At 42.4% G+C, this 26,147-nt stretch carries 16 protein-coding genes; 9 read left to right on the top strand and 7 right to left on the bottom strand.

The genetic code is table 11. From position 1 onward, the window contains the following. Window positions 1-139 precede the first annotated feature (139 nt). Entirely contained in the window at window positions 140-790 is a 651-nt protein-coding gene (locus tag RMY27_RS21940) for a hypothetical protein (RefSeq protein WP_322666753.1), read from the top strand. 559 nt (window positions 791-1,349) lie between these two features. On the opposite strand, the gene RMY27_RS21935 is transcribed toward RMY27_RS21940, so the two are convergent. The 3 genes from RMY27_RS21935 to RMY27_RS21925 all read right to left on the bottom strand — a co-directional run bounded on the left by RMY27_RS21935 (window position 1,350) and on the right by RMY27_RS21925 (window position 3,794). After that, complete coding sequence (locus tag RMY27_RS21935; protein ID WP_322666752.1) at window positions 1,350-2,282, bottom strand: alpha/beta hydrolase; 933 nt, start codon at window positions 2,280-2,282, stop codon at window positions 1,350-1,352. 18 nt (window positions 2,283-2,300) lie between these two features. Further along, window positions 2,301-2,807, bottom strand: a complete 507-nt coding sequence (locus tag RMY27_RS21930; protein WP_322666751.1) for a DUF4112 domain-containing protein — start codon at window positions 2,805-2,807, stop codon at window positions 2,301-2,303. A gap of 81 nt (window positions 2,808-2,888) precedes the next feature. After that, complete coding sequence (locus RMY27_RS21925; protein ID WP_322666750.1) at window positions 2,889-3,794, bottom strand: YihY/virulence factor BrkB family protein; 906 nt, start codon at window positions 3,792-3,794, stop codon at window positions 2,889-2,891. Window positions 3,795-3,926: 132 nt separating this feature from the next. Here RMY27_RS21925 and RMY27_RS21920 point away from each other — a divergent pair, with 132 nt between their 5' ends. Next, entirely contained in the window at window positions 3,927-4,427 is a 501-nt protein-coding gene (locus tag RMY27_RS21920; protein ID WP_322666748.1) for a hypothetical protein, read from the top strand. 248 nt (window positions 4,428-4,675) lie between these two features. On the opposite strand, the gene thrC (RMY27_RS21915) is transcribed toward RMY27_RS21920, so the two are convergent. Beyond that, entirely contained in the window at window positions 4,676-5,767 is a 1,092-nt protein-coding gene (gene thrC, locus RMY27_RS21915; protein ID WP_322666746.1) for a threonine synthase, read from the bottom strand. A gap of 929 nt (window positions 5,768-6,696) precedes the next feature. On the opposite strand from thrC (RMY27_RS21915), the gene RMY27_RS21910 reads away from it, so the two are divergent. Next, window positions 6,697-6,891 (top strand): hypothetical protein, encoded by a 195-nt coding sequence (locus RMY27_RS21910; protein ID WP_194041136.1) that lies wholly within the window; start codon window positions 6,697-6,699, stop codon window positions 6,889-6,891. 124 nt (window positions 6,892-7,015) lie between these two features. Here the strand turns inward: RMY27_RS21910 and RMY27_RS21905 are convergent, their stop codons facing one another. After that, entirely contained in the window at window positions 7,016-9,373 is a 2,358-nt protein-coding gene (locus RMY27_RS21905) for a hypothetical protein (RefSeq protein ID WP_322666744.1), read from the bottom strand. Between the two features lie 254 nt (window positions 9,374-9,627). Between RMY27_RS21905 and RMY27_RS21900 the strand changes: the two genes are divergently transcribed. Beyond that, a complete protein-coding gene (locus tag RMY27_RS21900) occupies window positions 9,628-11,295 on the top strand; it encodes an iron uptake porin (RefSeq protein ID WP_322666771.1) in 1,668 nt (555 codons plus the stop codon). A 298-nt stretch (window positions 11,296-11,593) separates the two neighbouring features. Here RMY27_RS21900 and RMY27_RS21895 read toward each other — a convergent pair whose 3' ends face one another. Both RMY27_RS21895 and thrC (RMY27_RS21890) read right to left on the bottom strand, forming a co-directional pair. Beyond that, the gene (locus RMY27_RS21895) at window positions 11,594-11,869 is read right to left on the bottom strand and encodes a ubiquitin-like small modifier protein 1 (RefSeq protein WP_322666742.1); all 276 of its coding nucleotides are present in this window, start codon (window positions 11,867-11,869) and stop codon (window positions 11,594-11,596) included. 87 nt (window positions 11,870-11,956) lie between these two features. Beyond that, window positions 11,957-13,267: a threonine synthase gene (gene thrC, locus RMY27_RS21890; RefSeq protein WP_322666740.1), complete on the bottom strand. Its 1,311-nt coding sequence runs from the start codon at window positions 13,265-13,267 to the stop codon at window positions 11,957-11,959. Between the two features lie 829 nt (window positions 13,268-14,096). Between thrC (RMY27_RS21890) and RMY27_RS21885 the strand changes: the two genes are divergently transcribed. From RMY27_RS21885 to RMY27_RS21865, 5 genes are all read left to right on the top strand, one after another. Continuing rightward, window positions 14,097-16,643 carry a hypothetical protein gene (locus RMY27_RS21885; RefSeq protein WP_322666738.1) on the top strand — a complete coding sequence of 849 codons (2,547 nt, stop codon included), beginning with the start codon at window positions 14,097-14,099 and terminating at the stop codon, window positions 16,641-16,643. Between the two features lie 170 nt (window positions 16,644-16,813). After that, window positions 16,814-17,377, top strand: a complete 564-nt coding sequence (locus RMY27_RS21880) for a hypothetical protein (protein WP_322666736.1) — start codon at window positions 16,814-16,816, stop codon at window positions 17,375-17,377. A gap of 268 nt (window positions 17,378-17,645) precedes the next feature. Next, on the top strand, window positions 17,646-19,082 hold the full coding sequence (locus tag RMY27_RS21875; RefSeq protein WP_322666769.1) for a hypothetical protein: 1,437 nt from the start codon (window positions 17,646-17,648) through the stop codon (window positions 19,080-19,082). Next, a complete protein-coding gene (locus RMY27_RS21870; RefSeq protein WP_322666734.1) occupies window positions 19,079-22,975 on the top strand; it encodes a TonB-dependent receptor in 3,897 nt (1,298 codons plus the stop codon). Before RMY27_RS21875 ends, RMY27_RS21870 begins: the two co-directional genes overlap by 4 nt. 198 nt (window positions 22,976-23,173) lie before the next feature. After that, a complete protein-coding gene (locus RMY27_RS21865) occupies window positions 23,174-26,044 on the top strand; it encodes a hypothetical protein (protein WP_322666732.1) in 2,871 nt (956 codons plus the stop codon). Window positions 26,045-26,147 lie beyond the last annotated feature (103 nt).

The raw sequence follows: 26,147 nt of genomic DNA, 5'->3' as shown, positions 1-26,147 counted from the left end.
CTTTGGCAAAAATTAGCCAGATTTTGTAGCTTATGTTTTACAAAAAAGCTACTAAAATCTCAACTTTGTTACGGATACCTGATGCTTGACTCCTCCAGTACAATTTATTGACTAGAGGGGTACAAATCTGAAAGTAATCATGGAAAAAAGTCAGAGTGTACAGCGCGAGCGAACCCAATTAAAAAGGGCTACTCCAGAGCTGACAAACAGGAAATCGAGACTAAAAAACAGCTCGAATGTTCTGATATATCTGGTTGCACATCATCCTTGGCTATTGTTGACTGGGTGTTTAGCCATGTTTCTGGGAGGTGGCACCTTTGCCTTATATAGCTTAGGTAATGCTGGCCCCGTACCACAAGAAGAACCAGAAAAAATCCCAGTTATAGTTGAAGAACCAATCAGTCCGCCCTCTGAGAATAGCAATCCTACACCTTTATGGATGATTGCTGCGATCGTTCTCAGTTGTGGTGGTGGTTCATTGCTGATTTTCCGAATGCTTAACCGCACCAAGCAACCGCAAAAAGTTCAAAAACAGGTTAATCGCCATCAGGTACGCTTGGCACAGAAGCATCACCAAAAATTGGAACCAAATCTTCCCAAGAGTCAGCCAATTTTTGTGCCACAGCCACAACTAATGCCCCTTATGCAGATGCAACCTAAAACAAAGCATCTGGTAACTGTTCTGCCAGCAGAACATAAGCACCACCTGGATACGCGCACAGAACCCTTAGCAGACTTGATGGATCTTCGTAAAAATAGTTCATTGTCTGCTATTTTACGCCAGTATTAATACTACTGTAAAGTAAAACCCCGTTAAACTAATACTTTTTGCCAATTAGCTTGGCTTAGATTCCCGACTTTCTTTAAGAAGTCGGGAATCTTGTTATATAGCGGTTTAACTGCTTTTAAAAAGTTAGATATGAGCAATTAGAAAATTTAAAAACTTGCCAAAATGGCAACCAGCTTTTGATGATTCAAGTTAAATTGTATGAAGATAAACGACTTCAAGGGTTTGATTATCAGGGGCTATCACCTAAGCAAATTCCTTTTGTAAAACACTATTTACTAAGTGATTTACAAAAACAAAAAGCTATCTATAACAATTATTTGCAGAGTATTTATCTTGGTAAATAAATTCAATAATCAGGTTTGGCATTTGCTGCAACAGGAATATTAAATGCGTGCAGGCGTTGTTGAACTACGCATTAGCCCCCAACTAACGGGTAACGTCTGTATACATTCCTGTTCACTTCAGCAGCAAATGGTAGAGTGGGAGTTTGAAAGCTGACTGATATGCTTCCTCCCACTCTCTTTTTATCGAAATAGAATTCAGGAGTCTGAATTCTTCTTTAGAAGTTAGTATCTTGTAAAAACTCAAGAATCGTTTTATTCAACACCTCAGAAGCGCCAGTTGAAGCATCATGACAGCAGTTAGATAAAATCTGTAATTTGGAATTGGGGATATGTTGATGTAATTTTCTACCATGACTAGCAGGAAACCAACTATCTTGCTCACCCCACAAAACTAATGTAGGACACTTAATTGCACTCAGATTATTTTGAATTTTGGTGAGCATATTGGGTTTATTTGCTTGCCAATTCTCAATTTCTCGCGCGGCTATTTGTAACTCTTCAGCAACTTTTGCGATCGTACCAGGCAATTCAGTAAACGGGTAAGTTATCCAATAGATATCTTCCTGTGTCAAAATTGAGGGATCGAATAATACCCTACGTCTTTCTATTGCCATAACTTCTCTAAATAGAGGTGCAAACAGATATGTCAGACGTAAGGAGTCAATTGTTTGCATTATTTCTAGGGGAGTTTTGGCAAGCAACCACATAGACCAATGGGGTAGCTGTTCGGCAAAAACAGGTACGTTTACTACTATAAGCCGTCCGATTAACTGCGGATTTTCTTGAGCAAGAGCAAGGGCAACTAATCCCCCCAGAGATTCTGCCACAATCACTGCGGGTTCATCACATAATGCCTGAATAATTCTTTGAAACTCAATAACTTGATGACCATTGTGTTCTCTACGAGACAATGGTTTTTCGGAAAAACCAAAACCTTTGGCATCAAAACAAATTACTCGGTAATATTTAGATAATGCTGCTACGCTGTGGCGCCAATTGTAGCTCCAACTCCCCATTCCATGTAACAAAATTAGCGGTTTACCTGTACCTTTTTCGCCATAAGCAATTTGTATAGGATAACCTTTAGCATCAGTAATAACTAGACTTTGCCGACCTTTAGGAAAAGTAGCTTGCCACCAATCTTTCATTCTTTTATCAATAAAAATTTAACCGCCAGTTAAGGCGTTCCACAAGATTCTAATTAGTATCACAGGCAATGCTACTAAGACAATGGAGATTAGCAATAATCCAACTAAAACGGCAAAGATAAACCATCTGTCTGCACTCTTTTGCTCGCTGGGAAACTTTAAGTATTCTTCCAACAGCTTGATATTATTAGTATTAGCTCTCCAGGCAAAATCAAAAAAGTCTCCCAAAACTGGGACAGCGCCTACCAAGCCATCAATTATTACGTTCAAAACCATTTTACCTAGAGTAGCTCTAGATACGCCTAGCCGCGCTGCTTCTAGAATGATGTAGCTAGAAAACATTATTCCCAAAAAATCACCACCAATCGGTATGAATCCTAAAATTGGATCTAAACCAAAACCAATCTTTGTGCCAGGAATGGTAATAACATTATCCAGTAGCCGACTTAACTGACGCAGGCGTTTCAAGGTCGGTGCTTTCGCATCAGGTTCAATCATCGGAAATCGAGGAGGAGAATCAGGCATGGAGGCGATCGCTAACTTTGTATTGAATCGTTAGATATTTTACTCCCCTACTGAGCTTTTGCAATCATTATTCTCAAGGATTTACGAATAATATTTTACTTTCGATTGTGGCTGGGCTTTTAAGCGCATATCTTCGCCGATAATCACGTTCAACTGATCGCCGATTAACAGAACAGCAGCGCTCATTGACAGCCAAAGCATTAAAACTATTACAGCTCCTACAGCACCATATACTTTATTATAATTGCCAAAATTCGCCACATACAGCCGAAATAGGGCAGACAACATTGCCCAGAAAACAGCTGCTAAAATCGCTCCAGGCATCATTGGCGTACCTGAGTTCCACTTGCTTGGCCCATAGCGATAGACAAAGCCAAAGGCGACAGCAACAATGCTTAAAGCTAAAGGCCAGCGTAACAGCTGCCAAAGATGTAACAAAAAGATTAAAGAAGCATTTTCACGTACTACCATTCCCAATAGCCAATCGCTAGTAAACACTAAGAAAGAAGCCAATACTAAAAGCAACATCGTACCAACTGTTAATCCCAGAGAGACGAGCTTGGCTTTCCAAAAAGGGCGGATGTTTTCTGGAGGAATTTGATGGATTTGATCGAGGGCTGTCATAGCTGTATTTACCGCCCCAGAAGCAGTCCAAATTGCTAATACAAAGCTTAGAGAAAACAAACCGCTGTTTTTGGAGTTGGTAATTTCTGTGGTGGCAAAATCACGAATCAAATCCAAGGCTTGTTCCGGTAAGACTTGACTTAGTTGTACTGCCAGTTGTTTAAAGGTGTTTTGTAAAGATTCTGCCAATAAACCAATAGCTGTGATGATCGCAAGAATTGCTGGAAACAGCGATAGCATTGCATTGTAGGCGATTTCTGAGGCGAGTCCGAAAAGCCGCCTTTCGATTGTCCTGGAAAAAGTTTTTTTAATCGTGGGCCAATTAAGGTGGCCAAAGAAGCGAAAAAAACGAGGCTTTGGCATAATTTAGAGTTAAAACTGGTTGGGTTGATTAACTACTGTGCTAAATTTTGCGTAGCGATCGCATCTATCTTTCTACCGCAAGAATACCGAGTGGAGAGTGGGGGAAAGTTCCTAACTAATGACTATTAATCTATGAATCAAGATTTAACACAACAGTGGTTGACAGAAATTCAGGTAATCAAAGAGCAGATGGCACAGCTGCAACACGAGCGCGATACGGCTTGGGAGAGTGCCCAAAAATGGCGTCAGCTTTACAACACAGAAGCAGAACAACGCCGCACAGATGCCCAACTTTCCCAACAGACGATCGCCTCCCTCAAGGCAGAACTACATAAACTCCAAGGTTTTGAAGTAGACACACTGCCTGCTGGGACACCAGTAGCGATTCAACAAGAAATAGAACAACTAAAATCTGTGGAAGACTTGCAAGCTAAACTCATCACCGCGATTAAAGAACGCGATCGCCTCTTGCAAGCTTTGAAAACTGAGCAGGACAACCACGCCCAAACCCGCAATAGCCTGACTACTGCCTTGGGTGATGCTATTGATAGCTTGACACGCGAACGAGCAGGGGTAGGGAGCAGGGGGGCAGGGGAGCAGGGGGGCAGGGGAGCAGGGGAGAAGTTGCAGTAAGTTTATCCCCTCTGCCCCTCGGTCATTAGACCTCTTGCAAAAATATATTTTTGCAAGAGAGGGAAAAGGAAAAAGGTTAAAGGGAAAGGATTTTGAGTTTCTTTACCCTTTTCCCCTGCCCCTTATCCCCAGAGGGGGCCCCACCTTCCCCTTTACCCCGACAAATGCCAAGAAGTCTACTGAGCGTAGTCGAAGTGCAGCCTCTCGTAGAGAAGTGCTGCCCCCTACCTCTTCCCATACCCAATATCCTAAAATCCCATTGCCTTGGCGACTGCGCCCAGTTCTGCTGCGATACCTTGTTGAAATTGACTGTGATTGTGTTTAATGGCTGTATCTGGGTCTTTTAGTCCATTGCCTGTGAGTACACAAACGACTGTCGCTCCTGTGGGAACTTGGTCTTTTACCTGCAACAACCCAGCGACAGAAGCAGCGCTAGCAGGTTCGCAAAAGATACCTTCTGATGCTGCCAAAAGTCGATAAGCTTCGAGAATTTCGGCATCGGTAACGGCGTGGAAATTTCCCTGACTGGCGGTTTGGGCTGCGATCGCTAAGTCCCAACTTGCAGGGTTGCCAATGCGAATTGCTGTCGCTAGGGTTTCGGGATGCGCCACTGGCTGACCATGTACTAATGGGGCTGCTCCTGCGGCTTGGAATCCCATCATCTTGGGTAAGCGATCGCACTTTCTGGCTTGATGATATTGACAAAAACCCATCCAATATGCCGTGATATTTCCGGCATTGCCCACGGGAATACATAACCAGTCTGGTGCATCACCCAATGCATCGACAACTTCAAAGGCTGCTGTTTTCTGTCCTTCTAGGCGGTAGGGATTGACTGAATTCACCAAAGTGATCGGATAGCTTTCGGCCATCTCGCGGACAATTTCTAGCGCTTGGTCAAAATTACCTTTAATTGCCAATACTTCTGCGCCATACAGTAATGCTTGAGCTAACTTGCCCAGCGCCACATAACCGTCGGGAATCAGTACAAAGGCATTCATGCCTCCACGTCTGGCATAAGCGGCGGCGGCAGCTGAGGTGTTGCCTGTGCTGGCACAAATTACTGCTTTTGCCCCTGCTTCTTTGGCCTTGGAAATTGCCATAGTCATCCCCCGGTCTTTGAAGCTGCCGGTGGGATTGAGACCGTCGTATTTTACAAATACCCGTACTTGTCTGCCAATGCGTTCTGCGATCGCTGGCGCTGGTATTAGAGGTGTGTTGCCCTCCAATAGAGTGACAATCGGTGTTTCTTCGCTGACAGGCAAGTATTCGCGATAGGCTTCTATCAGCCCGGGCCAGGGTTGGCGATGAGATGTAGCAACAGACAGGCTCAAAGTCACGGGATTTAAAATTTCTTAATGTAAGGATTGGATATTTAGAAAGGGTGGGATCGGGAAACGCAAAATGGGAAGAGGAAGAAAGTAGATTTTTCGTTACCAGTTGCCGATTCAGAGTTCCCTAATCCCAAAGAATCTTGTTAAGAATATTATTTTTTGTGGTGCAGGCGTTTCACTTGCTATTTTATTTAGAACGTTAATTTATCATAAACCGCCACGGCGACCTTCGGTTCAACAAATTACCTTAGAGGAGACTGAGAAGGTGAAAAATCATCTGTAAATCTATAGGACTCTTATTTGATTTTTGAACAAGACTGAGTACGTATTTATTTTATTCCTTATTCCCTGTTCCCTGTCTATACAAGTAAATTTAGGAATTAAGCCTAATTCCCATATCAGACTTACGTCAGAACTCTCTGAAACTCTTCTTTAACCGTGGTGAAAGTCGCGCTTCGTGAATTATTTTATTCAAGGTTATCTATGTATTTTCCCACACTATGCGTTTTAGTGAAGATAGGGAAATACTTAAAAGGCTGTCTCTTTTTAATGTTAGCCTTTTACCTCCTTTCTACAAGATACTGCATCAAGTGCAAGTGCTTGCCCTACGTTTTTTCATAATTTCGCGTAATTCTTGATATAGTCTACATATAATTTCTTGCGTAAATTCCTCAAAAACGGCGATAATCATTTGTACAACCATAATTGACAAACTATAAATTAACTATTCCTAAGTACCATCCAGTAGAAGGATGCTTTACACACCTGGGTCAGTGTTTTTTTGGAACACAGCCATTAGGATCACCGTCTCTTATGATTGAACCCAAAATCCATTAGAGTAATTGATTGAAAATATACAATAATGTAATAAAGCTTAAAAGAGCATTATTATAATATTTCTAATGGTGTGAGTTAAATAGTGGATTGAATTAGCGATGCCTACTTATTTATCTAGTGTTTCCGATCGCGAGTCCCAGACTGCCTGGGTCAGTAAGTTAACCAAATCTTATTATCAAGACGATCAGCAAGCTAAATTGATGCATTTACAAGCAGAGGTAGACTCTTTGTTGCAGCAGTTAGAAAACCTGAAGCACCAACGTCTAGCCGAAACCAACCAAAAAGAAGAATAAGTTCGTCTTCTAGATAGCGATGTCTACGACGGGTGGTTCCTGAGCGCAGCCGAAGGGCTACGCCTACGCTTTTGCCCTCTTTAATTGAAATTTGAGTAAAGGGGAAATTTGAATCAGGGGTGCGTTATTCAAAGCGCTGATTTTTCTCTGACCAGCGCCTCAAACTGTAGTTATGAGCATTTTCTACCAGTAAAGCTAAGGATTGCACCCCTGAAAGCTTGGCGATCGCAGAGAGTCTTTGTAAGTAATTTCCTGTAAAATCAGTGTAAATAACTTTATTTCCATCAGACAAAATTATAGTCCGGTCGCGGCGCTGCTCTGTGTTTTCTCTCTGAATTTCAGGTGTCTCCTGATTCAAAGATGCTATGGCTTCTGGTGAGATAGTCAGTATTATTTCTGGTTGAGCATTATTTGTTAAATCAATCACTTGAACGGGCCAATCACCCAATTTTTCCTGCATCTGTTCAAAGCTAGGAATAGCACCAGATGGAACTTCACCGGATTTTTGTAAAGATTGCCACAGGCTCGATAGCATTACTTTCACCCCTTGGGGATTTTGTTGATGCAGCTCTTGTAGAGTAATAGGAGATGGTTGCACCCATTCCAGTGCTGCATTTGTCAAAGCTAAAGGTTTGGGTTGGAGAACATCGTTTTGATTATCTGGAATTTTTGGACCGGCAGCTAATAGGCGCAAAACTTTACCCCGTAGTTGCACCGCTTTGATAGCGGCTATAGTAATTTTTTGTTCTCCGTTAGGCAACCAGACTACAATCTGGATTTCTGGGTCAGAACTGATTCCCAAAGTTTTCCAGAAAAATTTGGCGGCGTCAGGTTTCGGTGGGTTGAAATTTTCAAAAGGAAAATTTAGCCAGCGTTTCCCGTCATTAAATGCACTCACCTCCACCTGATACCAAACTTGGTTATCCGTAAGTTTCAAATCTGCTGGGGAATGTGGTTGCAGCCATTCGGTGTTGGTAACTTGAGTAATTAGTTGCACCGTACCAACAATCTGACTAGGGTGAGTAGAGGATATTTGCGATGTCCTCTTACCATTGAGTCTTGCCAACAAACCTTGAATATACGCAAGATTCTCTTTTGTAATTTTTGGTTGCGCCTTTAACCAAGAATTAGCGTGTTCTTCTCCTCGCTGAACTGCTAAAATCAACGCGAACCAAGCTTGCACCTCTCGTCTATTTGGGTTTACCTGCAACGCTGCTGTTGTGCGATTCCACAATCGTTTTTCATCAGCTTTGAGTAGAGTAGCAATTTCTTGGGCATTATGTGGCGACGCTTCAAACACCTGTAAAGCTTTCTCCCAGCGGCCATCAATCAAATCTGCTAGCACTTCTTGACTAGGACTTGCCCAAATTTTCTGGGCTTGGGTTTTAGTAAGTTGAGAATGCAAGCGAATCAAATCCATTTGCGCTTGCGCTGCTTCTGGTAAAACTCCTTTGCGCTGTTTCTTGACGAATTTCAACCATTCAAAAGCTGGTGTCCACAATCCACTACGGGCAATTAATAGGGCATTTTGGTATCCAGAATCCTTGAAGGTCGATGATTTGAGGCTAATCGCCTCCAATTGAATTGGTTTGAGGAATAACTTCAAAGGTTTGACTTGGTAAACCTGTAAGTGCGGTTCTAAACCTACTGTTTGCTCGACAACTAACTCTTTTGTACCATCACCAGTTACCTGCTGCCATTTAGGCAATTGTCCATTAGGACTAGTCCAAGACAACATTTGTAGTAAATTCGTGCGTTCTGGATTGTAGTATACGACGTAACCGTAGCGGATAGAACCAGTTCCTTGTTGGCGTTTACCGCGCAAATCAAACCAAACCCCTGATGATGGTGTCTTACCTTCAAAGCGTTGTACTTCAGTTAAAGGTAGGGGAATACTGATATCCTGGGGTTCTGATGTTCCATCAAGCAAAGAAGAAATCACAAAAGATTCATCTGGACCAGTGATAGGTAATTTAGTCGCTAAATAGTAGTAATTTTCTGACTGAGATTTAAACTCTAACTCAACTGAGCGCTCGTAAACCCTGAGTTCCACCAGTTCTTCACAATCAGATTGACAATTAGCACGTTGTTGAAAAACTGGTAGTAAAAATGAGGTTTTCACATCCTGATGTAAAGGCAGAGTTTCCCCAAATATTTGGTTTTTTTTACTCAAATCGAGTTGAATTTGTTTGAGAGTTTTGGGGCGTTCGTGTTTACCAAGGGGGATTTGTGCCCATGTAGGTAAAATTTTATTGAGCCAGCTTACCTCGTCTGGATTGAAGATGAAGAGAACACTAATCCAGGCAAAAGCCATAATTAGACTAGCACTACTTAATAGAATTGCGATCGCTAGCATTGACGACAGCCAACTTCCCCGTTTTAGCTTTTTCTGGGGTTTTTTAGCGACACGTTTCATCGCACCAGCACGAGGTTGATTTGGTTTAGAGGCTTTTGGCGTCAGCTTGCGTGAACGATTTGCCATAAATTCGGGATTAGAGAATTGAGGATTAGGGATTGAGAAACTCTTTCCTAGTCCCCAGTCCCCACTCCCAATACCCTGTTATACTCGCCCTTGCAAAAGTTGCCCAGAAGCATTAAGTCTAATTTGCGACAAAATCCGTAAATGTCCCCATGTGAACCCTAGATGATCGCGAATACACTCTTCACTTAAGTATGTGAGCAGAGTGTAAAAAATTGAAAGGTAGACTTATTAGCCGCAGTCATCGCAAAACCTGGATGCTCGCATCGTTACTAATTGCGGGAATAAATGGAGTTGCACAAAAATCATTAGCACAAGAGTACATCAATCCAGAAACTACTCAGGAGATAGGAGTTAAGAGCGATAATATTATTCCCTCATCCCCCTCTCTCTCCCCAGAAGAACCGATGGCTCAAGTTACATCGGTATCTCAACTCAAGGATATACAACCCAACGATTGGGCATTCCAAGCCTTGCAGTCTTTGGTAGAACGTTATGGTTGTGTAGCAGGTTATCCAGATAGCAGCTATCGCGGTAATCGCGCCTTAACTCGATATGAATTTGCTGCGGGTGTAAATGCTTGTTTAGATAGAGTCAACGAATTAATCACTACAGCCACCAACGATTTAGTCACTCGTGAAGATTTAGCAACATTACAAAAATTACAGTCAGAATTTGCTCCTGAATTAGCAACTTTGCGGGGTCGTGTCGATAATTTAGAAGCAAAAACTGCTGAAATTGAAGCCAACCAATTCTCAACAACAACTAAACTTAGTGGATTACTAATAGTTGGCATTCAAGGACGAACTAACAATCGTGGTGATGTTAATCCTAGAGATGGACAAAAGGATACAGATGATGCAGGGACAAATATTAATGTTATATCTCTGGCACAGCTGTATTTAACTAGTCAAATCACTCCCAGTAGTTACTTGTTTACAGGTCTTTTAGATGGTAACGGAAAAACTACACCTAGATTTACCAATAGTGTTTCCCGAAATGATGTTTTACTTGGCTATGAATTTCCTACAGATAGCTTGATTGTAAGTGACCTAAATTTTCATTGGCTGGTGACAAATAAATTAGCAGTAATGGTAGGAACAGAAGGCGTAAGTATGCCAGCAGCTTTCCGAGGCCCCAATCGGGTAGAAAGTGCTGCAACAGGACCATTATCTTATTTTGCCCAAAGAAACCCAATTTTAAATATGGGATATGGTCACGGTGGTATAGCTATTGATTGGCAATTTGCTAAACGCGCTAGTTTGCAGGCAATTTACACTAGTTATCAACCAGGAAATTCCGGTAAAGGTAGCGGTTTATTTGATGGAACCACTACTACAGGCGTGCAATTACTGCTAACACCAACTGATACTCTAGATTTAAGTTTATATTACGTTAACAATTACGCTTCAGATGGTTGTTTGCTAACCTTTGTTGGTGATGAGTGCTTAACTACAGTTAATACCGCTACCGGAAAATCAGCACCACTACAAACTAACGCGGTGGGTGCGACTCTCACTTGGCAAATTTCTCCCCGCATTAGCGCAGGTGCGTGGGGTGGTTATACTAAATCTTATATTCCTGGGCAATCGGGAAGTGTAGAAACGACAAATTATATGGTGTTCATGAATTTTCCTGATTTATTTGCTAAAGGAAATTTAGGAGGAATTTATGTCGGTCAACCTCCTAAAATCACTAGTAGCGACTTACCAGTAGGAAATAATGTCCCTGATTTTATCAATACAGGTTTAGGACGAGCGGGTGGACAACCAGGTACGACCACTCAAATTGAGGCATTTTATCGTTTCCAGCTAACAAATAATATCAGTGTTACGCCAGGGATAATTCATCTTATCCAGCCTGGTAACACACCAGATAGTGACTCAGTTACTGTCGGCATTTTGCGGAGTACTTTTAGTTTTTAATTTTAGTTTCACATAATAAGAAGCTTCTGCCCCTTAGTACAGGATGCACTGCAAGCCAGCGCTCAGAACTTTGGAAGATGCAGAGATTAATTTATAGGGAAATGTTATAAATTTGGTCTAAACAATCAACATATCTCCTTTTATGCTCAATGCTATATTTTCATCTTTTATAGTTGCTGTTAAAATCATTTACAAAAGTTTTCAATATACTGAATTTGAAACCAATAAAAATAAGCCTGCCACTCGCGGCAAGCCTAAATGTATTCATTTACTAAATTCTAGGTAGATGTTTTCAGGATTAACCACCAGCAACAGCAGGAACAATACTGACTTCATCGCCATCTTTCAAGGCTGTGTTAATACCATCTAAATAGCGGATATCTTCGCTATCGACGTAAAAATTTACAAATCGGCGTAGCTTGCCTTCTTCATCGCACAACCGAGATTTAATACCAGGAAAGCTTTGTTCTAAGGAGTCTAACAATTCAGCAATGGTGCTACCGTTAGATTCTAGACTAGCTTGATTATTAGTAAAACTCTGAAGAGTTGTAGGAACTAAAACTGTTACAGCCATAGAAGTGAGAAGTGAAGAGTTAAAAGTGAGGAATACAGTTAAGAGTTAGGAGTCATGAATAAAAAACTCATAACTCATAACTCCTAACTAAACGAGGACTTGTTGCCATTCCAAGCGATCCAGAGTACGCGATCGCTCTAGCGCACGTTCAAAACTATCGAGTTTCGCATCAATCGTCAAGGGTTCACCAACGTAGCCTTGGATTGCTTCTTGGGTTTTCAAACCATTGCCTGTGATGTAAATCACGGTAGTTTCATCTGGATCGATTTTGCCAGCTTCTACCAGTTTTTTCAGCACGGCCACAGTTGTACCACCAGCCGTTTCTGTGAAGATGCCTTCGGTTTCTGCCAGCAACTTGATGCCATCAATAATTTCGGCATCATTGACTGATTCAATATTACCACCAGTCTTCTGAGCTAACTCCACAGCATAAATACCGTCTGCTGGATTACCTATTGCTAGTGATTTCGCAATTGTATTCGGTTTGACTGGCTTAATAAAGTCGCGTCCTTCTTTGAAAGCTTGGGCGATAGGCGAACAACCATCAGCTTGAGCGCCGCTGAAACGGACGCTCTTGTTTTCTACCAAACCAACTTCGACAAATTCTTGGAACCCTTTATAAATTTTTGTAAAGAGCGAACCAGATGCCAAAGGAGCAACAACATGATCGGGTAGTTCCCAGCCTAATTGTTCCGCAACTTCAAAACCTAGCGTCTTAGAACCTTCAGAGTAATAAGGACGCAAATTAATATTGACAAAACCCCAGCCATGTGTATTCGCAACTTCCGAACAGAGACGATTAACTTGATCGTAGTTGCCTTTGACGGCCATGAGGGTGGGACTGTAGATCAAGCTACCGAGAATTTTACCGGCTTCTAAATCTGCGGGGATGAACACACAGCAGTCTAAACCGGCGTGAGCTGCGATCGCAGCTGTAGAATTTGCTAAATTACCAGTGCTAGCGCAAGAAACAGTAGTGAAACCTAACTCCCGCGCTCTGGATAGAGCGACTGACACCACCCTATCCTTAAAGCTTAGGGTGGGCATATTCACGGCATCATTTTTTATATAAAGCTTATTTAGACCCAGGCGACGAGCAAGACGGTGGGAACGAACTAGGGGAGTCATACCAGTTCCCACATCTATAACATTGTTAGTTGCGACAGGCAAAAAGGGACGGTAGCGCCAAATTGAATTGGGACCAGCTTGAATTGTTTCACGAGTGACAGTCAGACGTAGGGCGTTGTAGTCATATTTAACTTCTAACGGGCCAAAACATAACTCACAAACATTACTGGCTTTGAGTTCATATTCCGCACCACATTCCTTACACTTCAAGGCTTGAAAGTAGGCAGTGCTGGTTTGGGTTTGGGTTTGGGTTTTGATTGCCTGAGTCATAAACTAGCTTTCCCTGTTTGTCTCGTCACTTGTCGCCTGATACTAACACGAGCAAAAATACCAGTCAAACATACCCGACTAAAAATGTCGGGTATGTTTAGTATTGAGAGGAATGATTCTTGTAAAACTTTAATACTAGTAATCTCTATTTCTAGTATTTACACGTACATTATTAACGTTATTAAAAAATAAAATAGCTGCTCTTAGTCAGCATTAACACGGTAAAATTATATGATTGAACTGCATTTTTTTATGACAAAAATGCATTTATTCAAATTGCTATCCTCTTTAAGCGATTTAAATCGCTTAGTTAACCTTCAATTTTTTTATCTAAATAACTCTCCAGAGCAGTGTATATTTCTGATAACAAAGACTCAAAAACACTTTTATATATAAGTTTTAGTGTTTTCACCATCTGAATCAAACCACTGAGATTGCTATGTGTGTTGCCAAAATAAAGTTAATTTTTCAACTTTGATGCACTCATTCATAGCTTAAGAAGTTACTTATTTATACGGAAGATTTTTTTTGCTTTAAAAGCTACATTGCTATTTACATCTCTAACTAGGCAAAATACAGTAATAAATTATACATATTTGCGATTGCCAGTCTTGATTCTCAAGGGTAAGCGTAAAACAAGTAGACAAGTAGTTTCTGGTTATTGTCTCAATATAATTTCCCAGGAGTGTCAATAATTTAACTCCTTAAATATACATTCCCAAAACGTTGAAGTTTTGGGCAGCCATAATCGGTAATTCCTTAAAGGGAATTGCCGAACTTTATCCTGTCTCAAAATCCAAGATACAAGTTCAGCAGACAAACTACTTATATGGAAAGTCGAAATCAATCCGTAAATAAGCAGCGTAAACTTTACCAATTTCTAGTAGCAACAGCATTATTAACTGGTAGCCTTTTCCAATTTCTCGCACCCGTATTAGCTGACGGAACGACTGCGGGTACATCTATCAGTAACACTGCAACAGCAACCTACGAAGATCCTAACAGTCCAGGGACAACTATAAATGCCACTTCTAACACTGTCGTTGTCACCGTGGCAGAGGTTGCTGGTATCACTGTTAGTGCGTCTGGTGTTACAGATGCCACTTCTAGTCCTACCAATACAACAGTCCAGGTTGGTGACTTACTCATCTACACCTACACTTTGACGAACGTAGGTAACGACCCCACCCAATTTCGGATTCCTAACTTAGCTACAACAACTGGGCCAGGTACAGTTTCTGGCACATTACCAAATGGTGGTATAGCTAATAGCCTGCAATATAGTATTGACGGTGGTCAAACCTGGCAAAATATCACTAGCACTGAGGTATTCACACCCTCGGTTTCGCCTGGTGGTACGGTATTGGTGCGTGTGCCAGTTACCGTACAGGCTGGCGCTCAAACCAATGACATAATTACCGTTACCCTTGGTAATACTCCTGGTAATGCTCAAAATCAACTGCGAAATCCAGACGGTGGTGACATTTATACCGTAGATAATCCTGATGGTAGTGTTGTTGGTGAAGTAGCTGGCACACCAGTTAATGGTACGCGGGAAGCTAGCGCCACCAATCAAATTCAAGTTGGTTTAACGGTGAAAACCTATACTTTAGCCACCATTCTCAAGATTCGCAGTGGCTATAACAATGCTGGCACGACTCAAATTACAGATGACAAGCTGACCTATGATTTGAGTTTACGAGTTGAGTCCAACGATCCCACAGGGCAGGGAATTACACCAGCAGCTTTGACGGGTACAAGCATCAATGTTAATGGTGTTGCTGGCACTTATATCTTGGTTTCTGATGCGATTCCTGCGGGTACAGATTTAGCAGTAGCGCCAACTGCGCCTCCTGGTTGGCAAACTGTCTATACCACCACTCCAATTGGAACTAATGCTAATACAGCTAGTTGGACTACGACAGCACCAGCCTCTTTGGCCTCAGTCACTCGCGTTGGTTTTATCAATAATCCAGCGACTATTACTTCCATCGCTCCTGGTACAACTGTAAATGGCTTCTCGATTCAGCTAGCCGTTGAATCAACTGCAACTTCACCCTTAACTGTCGCCAATATCGCTCAATTGTTTGGTCAAACGCCTACTAGCAACTTACCAGTTTACGACGAATCTGGCGACCAAAATCCCAGCAATTATGACGGTTCCCCAGGCAGTATGACACCTCCTGTGGGTACAGATACTAACGGTGATGGTATTCCTGATACTCTACCGCCCGGTAGCGTTGATGATGGCTATATTAACACTCCAGCAACTCCAGAAACTGGAACTGACACGGGTAATAACAACAGCGGTACTGGTACAGGTGGTGAGGCGAACGTCTTCACAGTGCAAGCACCTGTTACTTCGGCGTTACTCAACGGGCCACAGAATGCACCGGATGCTACTGGGCCATCAGGCCTGACCAACGATGATTTCACTAATAAATCTTCTCTCGTTCCTGCTGGTACAGCGCCTGGTAGTACACTTGATCCACAATCAGTTGGCTTCACCAACACTGTTAAGAATAGTGGTACTGACTCAGGTGTTTTGAAGATAGAGCCAACTAAACCAACAAATATAGGAGATTTGCCAAATAATACGAAGGTGACTATTACTTATGGTAGTCAGTCTGCTGTTTATACTTACAATAGTGCAACGGGAGTGTTTACAACACCTGGTACAGCAATTACAATCCCCAACGTTGCTCCTGGTGCAAGTATCAACTATGGTGTAGAAGTTGATTTACCTCCAGGTACGCAGTTATCTACTGATATTAATAGAGGCTTCCCAGTACCTATCACTGCTTCGATTGACAATTACACGACGGACACCAACGGTGATGGAATTAAGGATACTGGCAACGATAATATCTTTGATTCATCCAATATCACTATTGATCGCGTCTACACTGGTTTCCTGAAACTGCTGAAAGTGTCGCGAGTTTTACAAGGAACTGGGCCTGTAGTCCAGGGAAATGATGGCACATTCAGTACCGATGCGAAGAAGCCTGCACCAGGAAACATTATTGAGTACCAAATTCAATACACAAATATTTCCGATCCTCAATCTGGAACTGGGAATGTGATTTTGAATGCTAACAAAGTTGTGATTACTGAAGATGGTACGCAAAGCCCCAACAACTGGGCGCGAGACAATGATAGCAGTGGTCAAATTGATACTAGCAACATTATTGGTTCAGCGAAGGATTCTGGAACTGCAACCATCCAATTCTACAGTGGTAATCCAGCTACTAGCTCTGGCATAGATCAAACTGGAACTACGGTAAACACTGATGTCACCAAGTATGTAGATAGTGTAACAGGCACGATCGCACCGGGTATTCAAAGAACATTTACCTTCCAACGCAAGGTGAACTAATTCGTTGGGATTGAGGACTCTGAAGTTCGCAGACTTAAAGAATCTGCGAACCATTTGACCTTATCCCCACCCCCAAACAGCAAGCAAATAGGAGAGTGACTTTTTCTTACCAAAAGCTGGGAAAGATAAGTCAACAATTCACATTCTGGAAGTTTTTTGAGGTTATTTATATGAAGCGTGTTTCTCTTGCAGGTTTAGGAGCATTCGCTCTCATTACTACAGTTCCCTTTATCGGTCAAATTCCGGGAATCGCAAATGTATGGCATTCAGGAAGTGCTGTTGCTCAGAATATCAAAACTCAAGGGCAAATACAACTGCGTTTAGAAGCAGAAAAGCAAGTAGTGGCAAAGGATCAGCAGGGTAAGCAAAGCCAGAAATGGGAACCTTTGAAAGGTCAAGTTGTGGTGCGACCAGGAGATGTATTGCGATATACCTTGAGTGGCGAAAATCAGAGCGATCGCCCGGTGAAAAATTTGATTTTTAATCAACCTATTCCTAAAGGAATGGTCTACGTGCTGAATTCTACCAATGTCGCCAACAATGCCAAAGTTATTTACAGCATTGATGGTGGGCGTAGCTTTGTTGAAAATCCGACGGTTAAAGTTACTCTTCCTGGCGGCAAAGTGGAAACAAAACCAGCACCAGCCATTGCTTACACTCATATCCGTTTGCAGATTCCATCACTTGCAGCGAAGACAACAGTCAAGGCAACTTATCAAACCCAAGTGCGCTGATTCACACGCCGCCTTGCTAACTCGAAAAAGAGCCGCAATCAAGAATATTTTCAGATTCCACTGGAAACGAGATTTTTAAAGGGTTTTAGCTTAATTGGATTTCCCCGAATAAATAAGTGCTTTTATTAACAACAAGCTTGACATTTCAGAGGAGATGTGTTAGGTGAACCGTCCTCAAAACCAAAAGCAAATTACTTCTAGCGGTAGCTGGTGGCGACGGTTAACAGCTACTGTTCTTCTGGGAAGTTTTTTGCATACTACTATATCTATGCCAGCGATCGCGCAACAGACTAACAATCTGGTTGCGTCTGTGCCATTAATAAATCAAGCTACTTATACTTATACAGATTCTGCTAGCAACGATCAATATCAAGGAAGTTCTGAGCAAATTAATGTTAGTCCTATCCCCTTACTCGATCCATTAGGACGGATTTTAGGTTGCGCTGGGACGATTTTACCTGACTATACAGGTTTTTCAGTTGGGGTATACGAACCCAACTCTAGCGATCCAACGGGGATAGAATTGGGCAGTTTGGTTGCTTTGACTCGAACAGAGTTACCAGATATTCCTAATAACAACGTTCCTGGTGGGAAATCACCGAATACTGAGAATAGTAATCCCTACTTCGTTACGAATAACCCTGCGGGTGTCTACAATTTCCTACTCGATCCAAATAAGGGTCAAACTGCTCCAGGTAGAACCTACATTTTTGTAGTTAATCCACCACCAAATTCTATCTATAAACAGCGGCGGGTCAAGATTGAAATCCTTGCTAACAATGGCACACAAGCTAATGGTGTTGTGCGATATGTCGCAACTTCTTTAGATGGTCAACCAATCAGTCTTACAGGTGAAACCAGGGTAGAGCAAACAGTTGTTTTAGTTCCCAATGCAGAAACAGTGGGACTGGATTTATTAGCCTTTGAATTCACTACAAATTTGTGTCAAGCCAATCAGTTACAGATTATCAAAACAGGCGATCGCGCTACTGCTGAACCTGGAGATACGGTAATCTACCGCCTGTCGGTAAAAAATCTTGCTGATGCTGGTTTAAGTAATATATTTGTCACCGACGATCTACCTTTAGGATTCCAGTTTTTACCGAAATCTGTGCAGGGAGAGCTAGATGGTCAACCAGTCGCGATCGCTTCAGAACGCAACGGTAACACAGTGACATTCCGCACAGACGTAACAATTTCCCCAGAGAAAGTCTTGAATATTGCCTACGCTGCTCAAATAACAGCTGATGCGCTGCGTGGTACTGGTCGTAACACTGCGATCGTTAATGGTCAACGAGCTGATAACCGTTTTAGTACTAAGGATGGCCCAGCAACCCACCAATTGAAAATTCGTCCAGGGATCGTTTCTGACTGTGGCACGATTATTGGTCGCGTGTTTGTTGATAAAAACTTTGACGGAGAACAACAGCGTGGTGAGCCTGGAGTAGCCAATGCGGTGATTTTTCTGGAGGACGGAAACCGCATCACTACAGATCCTAATGGTTTGTTCTCTTTAGCTAATGTCTTACCTGGATACCACACAGGTGTACTAGATCTTAGCAGTGTAGCGGGTTACACCCTAGCTCATAACGAAAAATTCCGCGAACGAAATAGCCAATCTCGCTTGGTGCATTTAGAGCCTGGTGGCTTAGTACGCATGAACTTCGCTGTCACCCCCACATTTCAGGAGCCAGTCAAGAAATGAAAACCAGACTGCACTGTATAACTACATTTAACCTGAGATTGATGGGGGCGATGCCAGTAGCTCTCTGCCTTGTTTTGTACCCGACAATTGTCAAAGCAGAAATCACTAGTGAAAACCTTCTTTTCCCTGATTCCCATTTGCAAGCCGATAAAGGTGTTGAAGATCGAGCGGATCGGAATAAAGTTGCTGAAAAAAGTATAGATTCAAATTCTCCCGATCTCTTGGGAAGTTCCGAGCAAGATTCTCCACCTCTTGAATTTGCCTCAACTTATAAAGCATCGGCTCCTGAAATTCCAGATATCCAGCCAAGTGAAACAGAAATATACCCATTTCAACCAGAAACTTCTATTGATTTGCCCAGTGGCTCACGCAAAATAGTAGGAATCAAGAACGACGGAGGTAAAGATACTGAGACACTGTTTCATGCTTCTCCAACGGAAATACAACCATTTCAACCAGCAACTTATGTAGATTTGCCTAGAGGCTTAGGCAAAATTGCTGGAGTAGAGGACGCGGGGACAAAGGGACAAGAAGTAAATGAAAATCTTCCTGTGTCCCCCACTGTCCCTATCTCTACAGCAATCAAAATCCTGACTCCGACGGCTGACAGTGTTGTAGACGTACAAGCTAGCACGGTAATTGTGCAGTTTCCCGCTGGTAGTCAAGTGGAATTGCGGGTAAATGGTGCGTTGGTAGACCCTTCTTTAGTGGGACGGACGGAAACTGATGCTACCAGCAATTTGGTAACGCAGACATGGTATGGTGTCTCGTTAAAGGAAGGTACAAACACCATCTCTGCACAGGTCGTTGGGGGAACAGAACCCCCTGTAACAGTGCAAGTTGCAGTGCGGGGAGCGCCGCAGCAATTAACTTTAGAAACAGTTGAGTCTCGTATCCCTGCGGATGGACGTTCTACGGCTACAATCCGGGGTCAACTCATTGATGCAACTGGTAATCGCTCGAATCGTGATGCTGTTGTCACCCTCATACCCACTGCTGGGGAGTTAGTCGGGAAAGACTTCAAGCCTGATGAACCCGGATTTCAAGTGGAGGCGAAAGCGGGGCAATTTACAGCGACGTTGCGATCGCAATTAAAGGCGGAAACTGTCACAATTCGCGCGATCGCTAATGATTTAGAAGCCTTCACCCAACTACAATTTGAAACGGCACTGCGTCCGAGTTTAGTTACTGGAGTCATAGATTTACGATTGGGTGCTAGAGGTACAAATTATTACGGCAGTTTCCGTGATTTCCTCCCTCCTGACAAAAACAACGGAACCCAATTAGATTTCCATTCAGCGATATTTGCCACTGGTGCGATCGGAGAATGGTTATTTACAGGCGCATACAACAGTTCTCGTAGCCTCAATGAAGATTGCAACTGCGATAATCGCCTGTTTAGAACTTACCAATTCAGCGAACAAAACTATCCTGTCTACGGTGATAGCTCGAAAGTTGATGTAGTCGCTCCTTCCATTGATAGCGTATTTTTGCGTTTTGAGCGTTCAGCTCGTACCCCCGGCTTCGATCCTGATTATGCGATGTGGGGTGACTATAACACAGAAGAATTTGCGCGGCGATCGCAGCAATTTACTTCTATCACCCGTCAACTCCACGGTTTTAAAGCTAACTACAACTTAGGAAACCTCCAAATTACAGGTTTCTATGGCGACCACTTAGAAGGATTTCAACGAGACACTATTGCTCCTGATGGTACTAGTGGTTATTACTTCCTCTCTCGCAGACTATTACAAGCAGGTAGTGAAAATGTCTTTATCGAGTTAGAAGAACTCAATCGTCCTGGGACTGTATTAGAACGCAAACAACTTAACCGAGGCCCAGACTACGAAATCGACTACGATCGCGGTACTCTATTATTCCGCGAACCGATTCTTCGCACCGATATCGATCGAACTGGACAAGTATTGGTGCGTCGGATTATTGTTAGCTATCAATATGACAGCGAAGACTCTGACGGGAACATCTATGCTGGTCGTTTGCAATATAATCTTTCCCGCAAACTTAACCAAGAAAGTTGGATAGGAGCAACTTATGTTCAAGAAAATCACGGGGTGCGCGACTTTCAACTCTACGGTGCAGATGCGCTGATTGCTTTGGGTGACAACGGTAAGTTAATCGCAGAATATGCCCATTCCACCAATGATTCTGATGTTGTGGGAAAGGTCAGAGGTGATGCTTACCGTTTAGAAGTTGAAGGAAAAATTGTTAATGGGATTCAAGGTCGTGCCTATTATCGCTTTGCTGATACAGGTTTTGCCAATAATGCCACTATCAGCTTTGTCCCAGGACAAACCCGTTATGGAGCGCAGGTTACAGCTAAACTCACCTCAACTACCAACGTCAGAGCGCAATACGACCACGAAGACAATTTTGGGATTGCTCCCCAACCCTTAGACACCTTTGAAGAACTATTTGCACCGCGTTATGAGGCGATACCTGGTAGTAAGGTTAATAATTCACTGACGACGATTTCTGCTGGTATTCAACAACGCTTAGGTAGCGCCACTATCGATCTGGATTGGATTCACCGTCGTCTGGAAGACCGTATCCCCGACAGTACCCTAAGTAGTAATTCCGATCAACTGCGATCGCGTTTTTCAGTTCCTCTTGCTAAAAACCTGACTTTTCAAGCCCAAAATGAACTAAGTTTATCTTCCCAAAAAGATACTGTTTACCCAGACCGTACCATCTTAGGGTTGAATTGGGCAGTAATTCCTGGTGTCAACGTCAGTCTGGCCCAACAGTATTACAGTAGCGGTCAATATTCGGGTAATTCCATCACTAGCTTGAGTGTCAACGGCGAACACAAACTCGGTTCGGATACTACCTTGACTGGTCGTTACTCAATTTTGGGTGGTGCTAACGAAATGACTACTCAAGGAGCAATTGGGATAAATAACCGTTGGACTATTGCTTCGGGATTGCGATTGAACGTTGCTTACGAACACGTATTTGGCAACTTCTTCGGACGCACTTTGGCGGGTCAACAATATGCCCAACCATACGCCTTTGGTCAAGCAGCATCTGCGATCGGATTTGATGGTGGCGATAGCTACAGTGTAGGACTGGAATACAGTGATAATCCGCAGTTTCAAGCCAGCGTCCGTTATGAACATCGTTCCTCTTCTGGTGGTAGTAATACAGTAATTACCGCAGGTGCTGCGGGTAAAATTTCTCCGGCTCTCACAGCTTTAGTACGTTATCAACAAGCTGGTTCTTCCAATCAAAAGCTTTCAGGATTGGGAGATACCGCTAACCTCAAGTTGGGTTTAGCCTACCGCGACCCCAATAGCGATAAATTTAATGCTTTATTGCGTTATGAATATCGCCAAAATCCATCAACCATCCCTGACACTATTCTGTTAGGAAGTGGTACGGGTTCTCAAGACCATACCTTTGCTTTAGAAGCGATTTATGCTCCTAACTGGCAATGGGAATTCTACGGGAAGTATGCTTTGCGTAACAGTACCTCTTACATAGCTAACGATTTAGTCGGTACTAGCACAGCAAATCTGGCCCAAGTACGCGCTACCTATCGTTTGGGATATAGCTGGGATTTGGTGGGTGAGGCTCGTGTAATTAGTCAGTCTAGCTACAGTGAGACAGGCTTTGTTCTGGAAACAGGCTACTACCTCACACCTAACCTGCGCGTTTCGGCTGGTTACGTTTTTGGGAAAGTTGATGACCGAGATTTTTCTGGCACACGTTCTGCGGGAGGCGCGTACTTAGGCTTTACGGTTAAGCTCAATGAATTGTTTGACGGCTTTGGACAACAAAAACCTGTAGCGCGCCAGCCACAGGAATCGGCGATGAAAACTTTGGTGGGTAAACTCAAGGCTGCAATGAGGGGAATGCAAAGGCGTGAAATATAAACAGGTTATTTGATGTAAAGACGTTGAATGAACCTCTGTTACGAATTTAACCCTTTCTTGTGGGAATACTATTGTCGTAACGATTTTTATCCGCTTTGAATCTAGTGCAAAAACGTTTCGATTTTCATTCTGGTATTTGTATATTTATAAACTCAATATCATTACTTACATATTATGTATTTTTATTGGAACTAAATAATGAAATCTTTATTTAAGAAATTAAGAGCGATCGCCACAGTAAATATTGATGAAAATGATAAATTTTCTCTGACTGTGGACAATCCAGTAAAAAAAAATATGGAAAAGCCATTAACAAGTAGACGCCAAAAACTATGGCTCAGTACCTTGGGCTTTTTTTTATGTGTTTTAGGGAATAGTATCCAACCTAGCTGGGCTGAAGGCAGCAAAGAGTTAGTTTCCGATGGCGGATACAGACCTTACCTGGAATGGTCAGATTTATTACTGGCAGGTATTGTTCGGAAAACCATACTCAAAGTTTATGTTCAAAAAGGAGAAACTGTTAATCTTGGCTCTAGCGTGCATACTAGCTTTTCAGACCCACAAGATATTGTTTACCGCAGTCCCTTTGGTACTCAAAATGGCTCTTGTAATGTTCTAACTTCTGGTTTTGGTTTGATTGACACCGTTGCTAAAGAAACGACCGGCCCTTTACCTAATGCTGGTGGCTATACCCCTTGTACTTTCGTCGCTACAGAAACAGGTATTTACGAAGTTGAGTTTCATTCTCCGAATACAGCTGGTGCAAGCAATCCGCCGCCAACAGCTGCAACAGCGGCATTTCCTACAGGTAATACTCAATTTTCAGGGGTAGCTGCTTGGGATATCACAGTTCGAGATAGTAACGGTGTTGCCAAAAAAGGGCGAGTATTTACTAGCTATATTGCTATGAATATGGGGGCAAATGCCAGTGGTGGTACTCCCGTAGGACTCAACTCTAAGCTTTATATTCAAACCAAAGATGGGTATCGTTACGAAACTGACATGAATGGAGTCGATCCTTTTGGCTTCATCTTTTTTGCTAATAACCGGGGATATATTGACACAACAAATAACAGCACTCTTTACCATTCTGCTGGCGGTGCTAGTAATAATAGTTTGATCTTTCCCGGCAATGTGCAAGTTCAAAATCCAAATGTTTCTGATACTACAACAGACATTACCCACCTAGTTTTCTTCAATCGACCCGACACGGCAACTCTCAATTCTTTGAGTATTCCTATTGCAGCGACGATCCCCACAGTACCGACTTCGTTCAAATTCACTGGGGGTAATGGAGGTAGTGGGAACCAAACTTCTGTGGGTGTGGGAGGCAATTTTAGTTTCAATGCTGCCTCAACTGGTAGCTATCAAATCATTATTGACACCAACAATGATGGCATTTTTGACCCTAGTAGCGATAGAGTAATACAAAATGTGCTGTCTGTCGGCTCAAATGTGGTGCTTTGGAATGGAAAGGATGCAAGTGGGACAAATCTCCAACCTCTACCAGGAAATGCAGCATACAATGCCATAATCACAACACGATCGGGTGAATATCACTTTCCCATGTTGGATGCTGAAAATAATCCGTTGGGGTTTAAAATCACAATGGAAAATCCTCCTGCTGCTTTTCCTAACCTTGTAGATCAAAATGGACAGCAGATTGGATCGACTACCGTTTATTATAACGACAACAATTATACTACTGCTAACGGCACAGCGATTAACTTAAATGGTACCGGAGCTACTAACCCGCGTAATGCTGCTAGAGGGATGAATAGTGCGACGGGAGAGCATGAATTTAATAGTAATTATGGTGACTTTAAAGGAATAGATACTTGGACATATTTCCCAAGTCAAGCAATCCTTACTCCCTTGGTAATTACTACTAACACTCAAGCAAATGTCATAGGAACTAAATCTGTTCGCTTCCTCGCAGACAATGATACTAGTGGAACAGTGACTGTAGGCGATCGCATCGAATATACCATCACTTACTCCAACCTAAATCCAGGTAATAGCAATGCAATTAACTTTGTCATTAACGACTCATTACCCTCACAATTAACCTTTGTGAGTGCAGCAATTACTGCTGCAACTTCAGGGAATAACATTACACTCAATCCCAGTTACAACGGTGCTAGTGTTGTTGCTGTAACAAATTCTGGAATTCTCCGTGTAAATGATACGATTACCATTAAAATTACTGCCACAATTAATAATGCCAATGGCGGTAATCCAATTAGTAACCAAGCAAATGCTACTTTTAACACACCTGATAATCCTACAGGAACTGTTGGTACAGTGTTCACAGATGCAGACTCTGCTGGTGCTACCAATAATCCACCTACTCTTGGTAATTCGTTCTTACAAATTACTGATAATGGTATAAATATCGGTAATAATCCTGCCAGTACAGCAGATGATGACCCCACTTTATTTACAGTATTAAATCCTGTTAGTTCTACTCCTAAAGTTTTGTTAATTAAACGCATCACCCGCCTCAATAACCAAGATTTAACTGATATTGTGGATGGCCGCAGTGACGTTGCTACTAATGCCAGTAACTATGTACCAGAACCTTATGCTACTAATGATAGCGATCCTAAATGGCCTGTTGGCTACTTGCGAGGATTAATTAATGCTGGCACTGTCAAACCGGGAGATGAATTGGAATACACTATATATTTTCTTTCCAATGGTTTTGGTAATGCAACTAATGTAAAATTCTGTGACTTAGTTCCAACTAATGTTAATTTTATTCCTACTGCTTTTAATGGCATGACTCCTAGTGATGGTGGCTTACCAGGAGCAGATCGAGGAATTGCCCTAGCTATTGGTTCTAATACACCTACGCTTTATTTGACTAATGTTGGAGATAGCGATCGCGGGCATTTTTATACAGTTAATGAATCAGGTACACCATCACACTGCGGTACTAACACCAATGGAGCAGTAGTGGTCAATATTACTACAGTTCCAAGTTTACCCAATCTACCCGCAGCCACGGGATCTGGGACACCAGCTAGTTCTTATGGTTTTGTCCGCTTCCGCGCTAAGGTGAAATAGTTGTAACCACGGCTAACTAGTGGAATTAAGGCCATTAGGAGAGTTCTGGCTGTTCGGTAACAAAGCGATCGCAGTTTTGTAAAAATATCTTTTGAATAATCCG

Source organism: Nostoc sp. DedQUE09 (assembly GCF_034530915.1).
Taxonomy (GTDB): domain Bacteria; phylum Cyanobacteriota; class Cyanobacteriia; order Cyanobacteriales; family Nostocaceae; genus Nostoc.
This window is presented reverse-complemented; position numbering and strand designations above follow the sequence as displayed.